The organism is Curtobacterium sp. MCBD17_030, assembly GCF_003224255.1.
Classification (GTDB): Bacteria; Actinomycetota; Actinomycetes; order Actinomycetales; family Microbacteriaceae; genus Curtobacterium.
In genome coordinates this window covers 1-11,345 of the sequence record NZ_QKLI01000035.1, presented here as the reverse complement: position 1 = coordinate 11,345, position 11,345 = coordinate 1, and the positions used below count along the sequence as shown (strand labels likewise).

Genomic DNA, 11,345 nt, shown 5'->3' with positions numbered 1-11,345 from the left:
TACGAGCTCTACGACAAGCACAACACGGTCCTTTCAGACCTGACGGTGCCGGCGGTACGGGAAGCGAACCGCATCGTGCAGACCCTCCTCATCCCCGCCGCCGAAGTCGCCAGGCGCGAGAAAGCTGTCCGGGCGGTGATCCACTCCGGGTACCTCGAAGGGTTTCCCGACGACATGCCCTGGCAGTCACAGCTGTGGATGTACGCCCGCGGGGAGATCACCCCGGAGCAGCTCAGCGCCTACGCCGACGACGGCCGGCAGATCCCACGAGCACCCGAACCCAGCGCCGTCAACGCATCCGACGTACCCGAGGACTGGTGGCGAACAACGCAGGCCCGGATCCGCCGACATCTCCTCGACTCCACCCTCACCGAAGCAGAAGCCGCAGCAGCCCTCCAGATCAGCATCCACGAGGTCGGTGAGCTGTTCGGGTCGAACCGCCTACTGAGCTTCGACCTCGAGGGCGAAGAACGAATCCCCGACTGGCAGATCCTCGCCCCGGCCCTCCCCGAGTTCGGCGACCCATCCGCCCTGCTCCCAGGCTTGGAAGTGCTCTACGCGGCAGCACCGCAGCCACTACTCGACGCAGCAGCGATGACCGAGATCATGACCACACCCTGCACCCACCTCATCGTCGAGAACCACGCCCTGACGCCGCTGCAATGGCTCCGGGAAGGGCGCCCGCTCGAAACAGTCATCGCCCTGTTCCGGGGACGTGAATGGTGAGCGCCGCCAGCCGCCCGGACCTGTTCCTCCTCAGCGTCGCGTTCGACCTGGCCGGCACCCACGGGCACATGTACTTCCGCGACCCCACCGGCCCCGAACTCCGGCAGATCATCGTTCACAGCGCCGACGGTGGCCCTGGCTACCGGTGCGAACCAGCATCAGGTGACACCCGGGACGGGTGGGAGCCATTCCTCACCGAAGCCGGCTGGCTCATGGCCCTCATCCGCCCCGACACCCCCGAAGAACGCCGCTGATGGGCCCAGGACTGGAATGGGTAGCCTCCGCGTACGCCGGTCGGCCGCAGATCACGATGCCGTACGGGCTCGGCGAGACCACCGACCTCACCGACGCCCTCGCCGTCCTCAAACTCGCCGGGCTCGCCGCGGTCGTGGAGACGCACGACACCATCCGCCTCGCCGACGGCCGCCGCGCACGCTTCCCAACACTGACGCAGCGGCCTCGCGATGAGGACGTGGATGACGCTGAACTCCTCCTCATGGCACCGCGGACCGTGACGGCGACGCAGATCGCGCTCGCTGAACAGACCGCGACGGTGCTTCTGGTCGACGTCGACCGGCGACGCGTGTGGATCGACGGGAAGCAAGTCCTCGGAGTGCACGAGCGGTGGAAGGACGCCGCACCGATCTACTTCACGTTCGCCGTCGCCCGGATGCTCGCAATCAACGGCGCTGACTTCGACAGGCTCGTGCGGGCAGGACTGACCGCGGGGCAGGTCGACGACGCGATCGCCCGGCTCGGCAAACGCGTACACCGAACCGACATCGGATGGGAATCACGGCAAGTCGGTGGGCTCATCGACTTCGCCATCGCCTGCTACCCCGGCCCAGGCGGCGTCCGGACCCGGTGGACGTCCGACCTGCCACTCATCAAGCAAGCAGAACGGCTCATGGACGCAGGCTGCCGCATCTCCGGCCGCGGAATCTCGGAACTGCCCGGCTACCCGGCGATCAGCAAACGTGCGATGCCGTACCGGCTCGTCGCCTTCACCGAACACAAACTCGACATGCCAGCGCTCGGGTTCGAACCCGACACGGTCGGCTACTCCGGCACCGAACTCATCCGGCCAGCAGACCCCACCATCTTCCTCACTGCAGCAGCCGCCGGCTACACAGACCGCACCGACGACATCGTCACCGCCAACACGCTCCTCCGCGCCGACATGCGCAACGACGACGACGCAGTGTCCCTCGGGGAAGTGCGAAATCGTCTCCAGTTCCTCGCCGACACCGGATACGACCTCAGATGGAACCTGCCGAACTGAATGTGGCACGCCTCAACGCCACCAGCGCGTCCGGTTGAGGCAGCTCCATGAGAATCAAATCGGACGGGCTATACGCGACACACGAGTCGTCAACCGAGCGGCGGACGACCGCTGACCGCTGAACGACCGGCTATCGAGACGCGGCTCTTTCGCTGGATCGCGACGCCCCCGGGCGCGTCGGGCGCGGGAGACTCGCTTCTGATTCCTAAGCTTGCATGCGTGCCGCAGACCGCGGCCGCGACGAAAGGGCCGCTCCAGTGCGCCTCAGGACTCTTCATGTCGAGAACTTTCGCGGTATCAAAACAGCTGACCTCGATTTGAGCGCGCCGTTCATCGCACTCATCGGCCCAGGCGACAGTACGAAGACGACGATTCTCGACGCTATCGGCCTCGTTCTAACTCCGCGATATAACGTGACCTTCACCGACGCGGACTTCCACCGAGCGGACACGGCCTCACCCATCGTCATCGAAGCCGTCGTCGCGGACCTGCCGGACTCACTGGTCGACGAGCGGGCGCACGGGAAAAACCGGAGCGGCATCCGGCCGGACAACACATTGACGCATGATCCAGTCGACGAGGACGGTGTTGTCGAGTGCCTGATCATCCGGCTTACCGTGGATGCAGATCTTGAGCCCGTCTGGGAGGTCGTCCGGCCCGGCGAGCAAGTCGGAGAGCGTATGACGGCGTCCGAACGTGGTCAGCTCGGCTACTTCCGCGTTGGGGAAAGCTCGGGCCAGAACCTTCGATGGGGTCGCGGCTCCGCATTGACAACTATGACGCAATCAAAGTCCGGTGCGACACATGCGCTGATCGAAGCGCAACGTCAGGCCCGCGAGGCCGTTCGCTCGCTGTCAGGGACCCCGCTTCATGATGCGGCCGCGCTCGCGCAGGCTGTGTCGCAAACGCTTGGCAGCGCAAAGTTCACGGACCTGCGCCCGGGGCTCGACCCAGCCTTCGGCGCCGGTAGCGCCGCGCTGATGCTTCACGACGGTGACATTCCGCTATCGCAGTTCGGCTTGGGCTCGCGCCGTCTGCTCAGCCTGTCGATCCAAGAGAACGCTCTAGCCGGACGTTCTACAGTCTCTATCGACGAACTTGAGTCAGGGCTCGACCCCCACCGACTGGCTAACCTCGTCCGCCACCTAAAGCAGCAGACCGTCACCGAGAAGATTCAGCTCATCTTCACCACACATTCCCCGCTGGTCGTCGAATCGCTCAGCTGGCGTCAGCTGTTCGTCGTCCGGTCGGAGAACGGCGTGACAACCGCGACCGGCGTTCCGGAGGACCTCGTCGACGACGACGTCAGCACCGTGCAGGGCATTGTTCGCGCTACACCGTCTGCTCTGCTGGCGCGACGTGTTGTCGTCGGAGAGGGCGCGACGGAAGTCGGATTCCTTCGCGCGTTCCTCATCGAATGCGACCGTCGAAGACTAGCGACGGGGCGCGTTACTTCCATCAGCACCGGTACGACCGTGACCAACGGCGGCGGAGACTCGCTCGCGCCTTCGCGGGCTCGCGCCTTCGCGGAACTGGGATACCGCACTCAGCTCGTCCTCGACGCCGACGTGGACACCAACACTGAGCGTGTCGACGCGGCAGCGACTGCCGGAGCAGATGTTGTCCAGTGGGACGCCCCACGCGCGCTAGAAGACGCGATCTTCACCGCCATTCCCGACGAAGCCATCCTGACTCTGGTCGAATACGTGATCGAGGACAGAGGAATCACCTCCGTGGCCGATGCTGTCAGCGCGCGGCTCCCCATCGCCCTGCCTCACGACGAGCCGGCATCATGGGCGACAGTCGCCGGCGACAACTACCGTCACGCGCTGGCCACCACCGCGAAAAAGTCCGGTTGGTTCAAGCGCGAGGATCACGGAATGCTGCTCGGCCAGACCGTCTGGGAGCACCAAAAGTCGCTCGCAGACGGGGACCTCCTCCGAGGCCTCAAGCGAGTAATCAAGTTCGTCTACGCCGATGCCAGCTGAAGATGACGTCAGCCGGATCCTCGCATCGTTGCCATGCTCGGTCGAGCTGCCGGCTGGGACAGGCAAAACGCAGCTCATCGGACGGCTCGTCGAACGTCGCGTCAAGGATGGTGGCCGAGCGCTTGTGCTCACCCACACCCATGCCGGCGTGGACGTCATCCGTCGGCGCCTGAAGCAGTTTGGGGTTCCCGCTCGCGGAGTGACGGTCCGGACGATCGACAGCTGGAGCTTCGATCTGATCTCGAAGATGCCGCAATTGTCTGGCCTCCTCGTTGAGGATGAACCCGACTGGAGCCTCACGCAGGCGTATCACGAGGCCGCACGAGCCGCAGTGAAGAGCCCGGCGATTGTGCGAATGCTGCGTGCAAGCTACAACTTGGTCGTCGTCGACGAGTATCAGGACTGTCAATTGTGGCAGCACGAGCTAATCGCGGAGATCGCGACAACAGTGCCGACGTGCGTCCTTGGCGACCGCATGCAGGGGTTGTTCTACTGGGGCACCGCCCGTCCCGTCGATTGGGACAGCGAAGTAGTGGTCGGATTCCCGAATGAGGACGTAGAGGTCCGGGCATGGCGGTGGGATGGTCGCAACCCGGCGCTTGGCGAATGGCTCCTCCATGCGCGAACGGCACTGCTTCAAGGTGACGGCGTGGATCTCAACGGTGCACCGATCCTCGTCCGCCCGCGGGCGGAGGATCTCGCCGCCTATCGTGACGCGCCGCGACACCCCGCGACGACCGTTGCGATCACGAAGTGGCCGAAGGACGCTGCAGTGCTGGCTCGTCGCCTTGGTGGTGCCTACACGATGATCGAGGAGATCGAAGGCAAGCACCTCCGCGCGTTCGCGACCGTCGTCGACTCTGGCGTCAATCCGGACATCGCTGCTGGAGCCGCGCAATTCGCCGTCGACTGTGCGTTCGGAGTAACGGAAGCTTTTTCGCCGAAGGATCGGCGCGTTTTAGACGCCGGCAGATCCATGATCGTCACCGGTGAACCCGAAAGTAAAACCGCTATCCAAGCAGTGAACACGCTACTCGTCGACGGCACGCCCGCGGCGGTCCGACTCGCACTTCTCGCCATTAGCCAAATTCCGACCTTCCGTCTCTACCGGCGCGAGGCATGGTTCGGTGTCCTCGACGCACTCCGGCTTTGTGAAGCCACCGAAGACCTGACCGTGCTCGACGCCGTCGTGAGTGTCCGCACTCGGATGAGCCGCACCGGACGACGACCGGAGTCTCGCATCGTCGGCAGACCCTTACTCGTGAAAGGTCTTGAATTCGAACATGCCGTGTTGGACGACCCGATACGGTACGACGCGCACGAGCTCTATGTCGCCTTAAGCCGCGCCTCGACCACCCTCACGATCGTCACGGACGCCGCGAGCTTCTCGCCCCCTAGGCCAAAACGCAGTTCCTGAACAAGCTGGGGGAAGGCCTAGCGGAAGGCCTTCAAGGCTGCGAACTCGCGCGCGAGCCGCATGATCCACCGCTCCGCCTGATACCCCGTCCACACCACCGCGACATTCGCCGAGCACAAGCGCTGGACCGACTGCGCGACGTCGTCCTAGTTTGGAGCCCAGTCCTCCATGCGCTCAAGCTTGCGATCGTGGCGGACCAGCCGCTTACTCGGGGCGATTGCAACCGGCAGCTTTTCGGCGTGGCGCTCCGCCGACGTCTGCGCGAACAGCAGGGCATGATCGCCAGCCCAGTATTCCGTCGAGAAGTCCCCACTCAGGTCCACCGTCACCACGACTGTGATCCCTGCGAGGACGTGACTTCAAGTACCGATTCGCCACTGGGGATAGGTCCAGGTCGATTCCCAGTCCAGAACCTCCGAGAGCGTTTCGACCCTTGCAAACTCGTCCAAGTATGCTCCGGCGATCGTCCCGTCTTCCAAGACGACCGCGTTCTCCATAGACATTCCTCCATTGCGCGAGAAGTTGAACGAACCCGTCCAGACAGCAGTCGGTTCCACCGTTTGATAGCCTGTGCCATAAACGCCGTCATCGTCCGGCGACAGAGGCCTAGTACGAGGGGTGACTCGAACGAGGAACTTGTGGTGCATCCGCGGCATCGCAGGACGCTTGTCGTAGTTGTGGTTACCGACGCACCGAATCGGGTCCACGGTCGGATCCGTGGTGATGCTTGCGCTGTTGAGCGGCGCTGGGAACTCGAAACGATCGAAGCCGCCCCGCAGAGCGTCGTACTTGCCCCGCAGCAGTCGGCCCCAGTTCGAACCGGCTCCGGTGTCCGGACGAAGGAAGTCCTCCTTCTGGACAACCAACGCCACGGGCTTCGCCGCGAGGGCGTCGAGGATGTCGAAGTCAGTTAGCCAAGCGATGCAACCGACTATGGCTGGTGAGTCGTCGATGAACTCAAGCAGGGCATCCTTGAGGTCCCCGAAGTGCGCGGTTACGCCTGGGGCACTCGTCGTGCGGTGCGCATTCGCCCAGTCGTAACCACCCCCGGAATCAATGACCGGGAACACCGCGTTCAAGTTCCCCGACGGATCATGCGCCGACCCCGGGCCGTTGAAGTACCGCAGTCCCCGGGCGTACGGCTCCTCTTGGTTCGTGCTCACAACGTCAATCTAGCCGGGCCGCCGCCGATAGGGGAAGATACTCGCAGCTTCCGTCTTCCCAGCAGGAGCAAAGCGAGCGAAGGAACTAGCACATGTCCACATCGGAACTCGAAGAAGCGCTCTCCCGGCACTTGACGGCCTACGGCGTCAAGTACACCCAAGGCAGTCACGGCCCCGAAATCCCTGACGTCCTGAGCACGTTCCATGGCGCGATTGACGGACATCCGATGCGCTCCGACTTCTTTGGCCCGAAGGCCGTCGAGGGAGGTTTCTACCTAGTGCGGATGTTCGATCTGCGAACGAAAAACGAGATTGGGACGGCATGCAGCCAGGAGAGCTTCGCCCACGCGCTCGATCGGTTGGACTGGCCGAACATGTTAGGTGCGCTCACCCACTGATCGGCACAGACGGGACTTCGAGCAGCGCTTCACCTCCGCCACGCTACCCACCTGCTCTACGCACCGTCTCGGTAGTCGATCGACTACCGGACACGGGAAAGGCTCGCGCCGTCGGCAGCAGGGCAGTTCCTTTCGTGTGCTCCTCACGCTCGACCGTGAGCGGGTCGTGCATGCTCTGGAGGCACACCGACCTCTTCGAGTGTGTGCCCGGTGCAGGACTGACCTGTGACTGGGTCCCAAAGAGGTAGACCTCCTGCACGACGAGCGTCCCATCCACCTTCGTGACCTGGACTTCATGTCGGTCCGCGTAGCAGACCCGTTGAACCGAGCCGTCGAAGGTCGGTCGGCTCACGCTGTCACGTAGGTTGTCGCCGGCACCGAACGCGACAGTATCCGTGACACAGAGACAAGACGCGGAGGCGACCGACAACAGGGAGCAAGCTCCGCGACATCGACGAACCGCGGAAACATCCCGTGGAACGCCATGGTGACGGTGTTCATCCCCTCTGGCTCGTCACTGAGCAGCACGGACCCAGCCGACTGCACTCACTCGGACATCGGGGAGTCGACCTCGTCCGCTTCCCCGAGAAGCAAGAGCTGGCTGTTCGTGCGGACCCCCAGCGAGGCAACCAACCACCGCTTCAGACCGGCGCGCGCCCTAGTGACAGGACACGTGAATCGCTGACAACAAGCCTTGTGGCCCGACATTTTGTCCATGGCCCCGTCCGGAGTGTCGTTCGGTCTACTTGCGCGGTACTCCGCCGTTGAACGCGCCGACGATCGCGAGATGGTTTCGGAGGCGAAGCCCTTCCTCGGTTTCGCGCCACATCGAGCCCCGCGTGTGACTGACGCCATCCTGAGAAGTCCAGCTGTACGAGATGTTGCCTGCTGGCGTCTCGTCGTTGACCGGCACCCAGCAAGGCTCCACCGACGGCGTGACCACCTCCGAGTAGATGGCCCGACGCAGGAACTCTCGACGCGAGATGCCCTGTTCCCCGCTCACTTCTCCAGCCATGAATCTGTCTTCGAGGAGCTGTTCGAGCGCCTCGTAGTCCGCGTCGCGGATGGCAGCGTGGAAGCGCCGTTCGAGGATCTGCAAGCGGTCTTGGGATGGTGCGTCAGTCACGCTCCAACACTTCCATGGGTCGACGAAGCCGCAAAACCACCGGAACGCCCAACGCGCCCGGCCGGACAGCGTACGGAGCTCGCTTTGGCGATGCAGCATAGGACGGCGGTGCCTCCGCTGAGCAACTATGAGCGCTCTCTTCTCCGAGCCGGGTCGATCTTCGCGATCGATGTCGAGCCTCGGTCCCACCACCTCATCTCGGGTTTCCGGACGGCAAGCCGGTGCTCCGTACGGCCGGCCGTTCGCTCGTCCGGCGCCGGCTACCGGTTGCGCGCACACGCGATGCTGGTAGCAGGAGCCGCTCCTGGCGCAGCTGCGCGGCGACCCAAATTGAGTGCCGCCTTCGGCGAGGGACTCTTGTCGCGCATCCCCGCGACAGCAGCAAGTGCTGCTCCGAGGTACTCGACGAAGCTTGCTCAGGAGCGCTGGCAGCACGTCCGGCTGTTCGTACTGGATGTTTTACCCCGGGTCTGATGGAGGGTCTCAATTCACGGGAGGACGAGAGTCAATAGAGCACCGAGGAAGTACCCGGAGGAGCTTCGGGAGCGAGCGGTCTGGCTCGCCGTGGATGCCCGCCGCGAGCCCCAACACCAGAGCTGTTGCGCTATGTCGGATCGGTGAGCGACTAGGGCGCCGGCGTTAGTCGGTGACGGCCGCGACTCGCTGCCCGGGAACGGTGCGGATGGGATATTGCCTGTGGTGAAGGGTGGTTCTCTACGATCGAACCGGTACCAATGACCTTCAGCAGGGCGCGAACGGTCACCTCCGAGCACCCACTCGGGCTATCGGATGATGCGCTCGTTGATGACCTCCCAGTCCCGGTGGCCAACCGAGGCGAGCAGGGCCAGGACTCGCGGGCCAAAGTGTCCGGATGCGTTGGCCTCCGCCGAGCTCTTGACCGTCTGTCGCCACTCGGTGCTCCATACGGACGCCCAGGCGCGGATGAAGTTGAGTGAGTTCGTCGGCGAGGTCCGCTACCGAGCGTCCGCTCGGTTTCGATTCGGCCGCTTCCGACCTGTGGTGGTCCCGGCGGGACGGTTCCGCCACTGGCCCTTCTCGTTCACTGTCCTGGAACGCGGAGCAGCGCGGTGCCCTCGGAGGGCACAGTCCGGGCAGCCAGCGGGGTGCTTGTACGTGTGGTTGTCCGGACGCACAGAGAAAGCGCCGTGGTCGGTGCACACCACGGTCACGTCCGTCTTGGCGTCGACGTAGATGACTTCGCTGTAGTCGTAACGTTGCCCGTGGACCTGTACCGCTTTGGCGACGAAGCGGTCACGACGGACTTCCATGCTGGCGTTGAAGCCCTTGCAGTCGCGGCATCCCTGCCCACGCTGCGGACCCCAAGGGGTGTATCGAACTCGCCGGTGCTCGCGCGGCGTCTGCTCGAAGGGACCGTGTTCGGGGCAGATGATGGTGACCTTGGTGTCACCGTTGACGTAGTTCCGTCCAACGTGGGTGTAGTCGTAGCGGCCGTCGTGCAGCTTCGTCGCGAACGCGACGAACTCGGCTGCTCGTTCTTCGCGGGTGGCGGTGCGGTAGTCCAAAGGGTCCTCCAGGAGTTGGTCTCCTGGCCCCTATGCCGCGCTGCGCCGATCAGGTCGCGGATCTTCCCGGTCGGGCGTGTCGTCAGTGCGGTACCGGTGCAGCTCCCCTCCGTTGAAGGCACGCTGCTGGGCGAAGTACTGACGTAGCCGCAGGCCTTCGTCCGTCTCGCTCCACCAGGAGCCACGCCAGTGTTCGACGCCTTCGGCGTCGTTCCAGCGATAACTGATCTTCCCGGGCGGCGTTTCGTCGTGGTTCGCAATCCACCGCGGCTCGGCGTTCGGAACGACGAACTCTGCGTAGATGGCTCGGCGGAGGAACTCGCGGCGCGAGATCTGTCCTTCGCCTCCAATCTCGGTTGCCGAGAAGTCGGCATGAAGAAGCCGTTCGAGGGTTTCGTGGTCGCCGTCACGAAGCGCGGCGATGAAGCGAAGTTCGAGGGTCTGCAAGCGGTCTTGAGAGGGCGCATCGGTCACCGTTCAGCCTTACGTGAAGCCGCCGCCCCTGGGGACCGGCACGAAGGTGTGACACGCCCGACGGTCACAGCAACGACCCGCTCCTCGGCTCGTCGCATAGGTCGGTTGTGTCGTTCTTCACCGCGCATGAGCGCGATCTTCTTCGTTCAGCTATCGCGCCCGTGGATGCTGTGCGTCCTCAGCGGTTGCGCGTCCCCTCGGGCATCAGCGGCCGTCCTATGGGTGCTGCCTACGGTCGCCCGTTCGCACGCCCGGCCCCGGTCTCCAACTGTGCGCACACGCGATGCTGGGAGCCAACGCCGCTCTCATTCGCTCCCGTGGGCGCGGAGAATCAGTGTTCAGCCCTGGGCGAAGGGACTCTTGTCACGCGCCTTCAGCCGAGCGCCGCGCACGCCATTGCGACATACACGCCGCAGCTCGCCGCGGAGCGGTGGCAGCGCATTCGTTTGTTCGTGCGGGACGCGGTGGCGGTCATCGCACCGGCATGTGCCTGGCTCGCGGAGCGGTTGATGGTCGTCGTCGCCGGACACGTGGACTGGGTCGTGAACGTGTGTGAGTACCCGTTGCAAGCAGCGGTCGTGTTCCACCCGGTGATGATCCGCCGCTACATCAGCCGCGATGACGTCGAGCGAAGCGACAAGACCCGGCGTGACTATCGCTCGCTGCTGCTGCGGGTCTCGGAGGTCGTCGTTCCGACCGCGGATCCGCTCGAGTTCACTGCACTCAACGGTCAGTCAGTGACGATGCCGTACACCGACCTCGAACTCAGTTTGCTCGAGTCCTGGGCCCGAGGACAGGGCAACGCACAGCGCCGCCGAAGCGCGAGTGTGCTGCTTGCGCTGTCTGCAGGAGCCGGCTTGGACGCCTGGGAAGTGCAGCACCTCCAACACAGCGACGTCTGCGTCACAAGCTCCGGGATCGTCATCGATGTCGACGGCGCAACGCCCCGGCAGAGCGTCGTCAACCAGCGGTGGGAGCAACTCCTCCTCGACGGACTCCGAGGCCTGAGCGGCGACCGCCTCGTGTTCGGAGCAGCCGACCGCGAGACAACCTTCAACATCGTGACGAAGTTCATCCGTCACACCGACCGGGGCAACGAGCCGAACCCAATGCCCACACGGATGCGGGCCACCTGGATAGCAGGACACCTTGTTCCGCCCCGGGTTCAGTAGAGGCTCGGTAGTGCCGCTTCGACGGTAGTCGGAGCGGGGTTGTGACGGTAATGGC

At 64.3% G+C, this 11,345-nt stretch carries 12 protein-coding genes; 7 read left to right on the top strand and 5 right to left on the bottom strand.

The window, feature by feature from the left end:
- The 5 genes from DEI89_RS17010 to DEI89_RS16990 form a co-directional block, all read left to right on the top strand.
- A partial coding sequence (locus tag DEI89_RS17010) for an antitoxin VbhA family protein (RefSeq protein WP_110905247.1) occupies positions 1-726 on the top strand: 726 nt, incomplete at its 5' end.
- Positions 723-980 carry a hypothetical protein gene (locus DEI89_RS17005; RefSeq protein WP_146236843.1) on the top strand — a complete coding sequence of 86 codons (258 nt, stop codon included), beginning with the start codon at positions 723-725 and terminating at the stop codon, positions 978-980. The genes DEI89_RS17010 and DEI89_RS17005, both read left to right, overlap by 4 nt.
- Positions 980-2,008 (top strand): hypothetical protein, encoded by a 1,029-nt coding sequence (locus tag DEI89_RS17000; RefSeq protein WP_110905245.1) that lies wholly within the window; start codon positions 980-982, stop codon positions 2,006-2,008. Before DEI89_RS17005 ends, DEI89_RS17000 begins: the two co-directional genes overlap by 1 nt.
- A 257-nt stretch (positions 2,009-2,265) precedes the next feature.
- A complete protein-coding gene (locus DEI89_RS16995) occupies positions 2,266-3,996 on the top strand; it encodes an ATP-dependent endonuclease (protein ID WP_181421720.1) in 1,731 nt (576 codons plus the stop codon).
- Positions 3,986-5,413: a UvrD-helicase domain-containing protein gene (locus tag DEI89_RS16990; protein ID WP_110905243.1), complete on the top strand. Its 1,428-nt coding sequence runs from the start codon at positions 3,986-3,988 to the stop codon at positions 5,411-5,413. Before DEI89_RS16995 ends, DEI89_RS16990 begins: the two co-directional genes overlap by 11 nt.
- 146 nt (positions 5,414-5,559) lie before the next feature.
- Here DEI89_RS16990 and DEI89_RS16985 read toward each other — a convergent pair whose 3' ends face one another.
- Together DEI89_RS16985 and DEI89_RS16980 are read right to left on the bottom strand one after the other, a co-directional pair.
- On the bottom strand, positions 5,560-5,745 hold the full coding sequence (locus DEI89_RS16985; RefSeq protein WP_110905242.1) for a hypothetical protein: 186 nt from the start codon (positions 5,743-5,745) through the stop codon (positions 5,560-5,562).
- A 27-nt stretch (positions 5,746-5,772) separates the two neighbouring features.
- Positions 5,773-6,576 (bottom strand): hypothetical protein, encoded by an 804-nt coding sequence (locus tag DEI89_RS16980; protein ID WP_110905241.1) that lies wholly within the window; start codon positions 6,574-6,576, stop codon positions 5,773-5,775.
- Between the two features lie 92 nt (positions 6,577-6,668).
- On the opposite strand from DEI89_RS16980, the gene DEI89_RS16975 reads away from it, so the two are divergent.
- Entirely contained in the window at positions 6,669-6,974 is a 306-nt protein-coding gene (locus DEI89_RS16975) for a hypothetical protein (protein WP_110905240.1), read from the top strand.
- Between the two features lie 742 nt (positions 6,975-7,716).
- Here the strand turns inward: DEI89_RS16975 and DEI89_RS16970 are convergent.
- The 3 genes from DEI89_RS16970 to DEI89_RS16960 all read right to left on the bottom strand — a co-directional run bounded on the left by DEI89_RS16970 (position 7,717) and on the right by DEI89_RS16960 (position 10,118).
- The gene (locus DEI89_RS16970) at positions 7,717-8,073 is read right to left on the bottom strand and encodes a hypothetical protein (protein ID WP_181421719.1); all 357 of its coding nucleotides are present in this window, start codon (positions 8,071-8,073) and stop codon (positions 7,717-7,719) included.
- Between the two features lie 1,001 nt (positions 8,074-9,074).
- Positions 9,075-9,644: a hypothetical protein gene (locus DEI89_RS16965; protein WP_110905238.1), complete on the bottom strand. Its 570-nt coding sequence runs from the start codon at positions 9,642-9,644 to the stop codon at positions 9,075-9,077.
- A gap of 30 nt (positions 9,645-9,674) precedes the next feature.
- Positions 9,675-10,118 (bottom strand): hypothetical protein, encoded by a 444-nt coding sequence (locus tag DEI89_RS16960; RefSeq protein WP_110905237.1) that lies wholly within the window; start codon positions 10,116-10,118, stop codon positions 9,675-9,677.
- A 317-nt stretch (positions 10,119-10,435) separates the two neighbouring features.
- Here DEI89_RS16960 and DEI89_RS16955 point away from each other — a divergent pair, with 317 nt between their 5' ends.
- The gene (locus DEI89_RS16955) at positions 10,436-11,290 is read left to right on the top strand and encodes a hypothetical protein (RefSeq protein WP_110905236.1); all 855 of its coding nucleotides are present in this window, start codon (positions 10,436-10,438) and stop codon (positions 11,288-11,290) included.
- Positions 11,291-11,345: the final 55 nt, after the last annotated feature.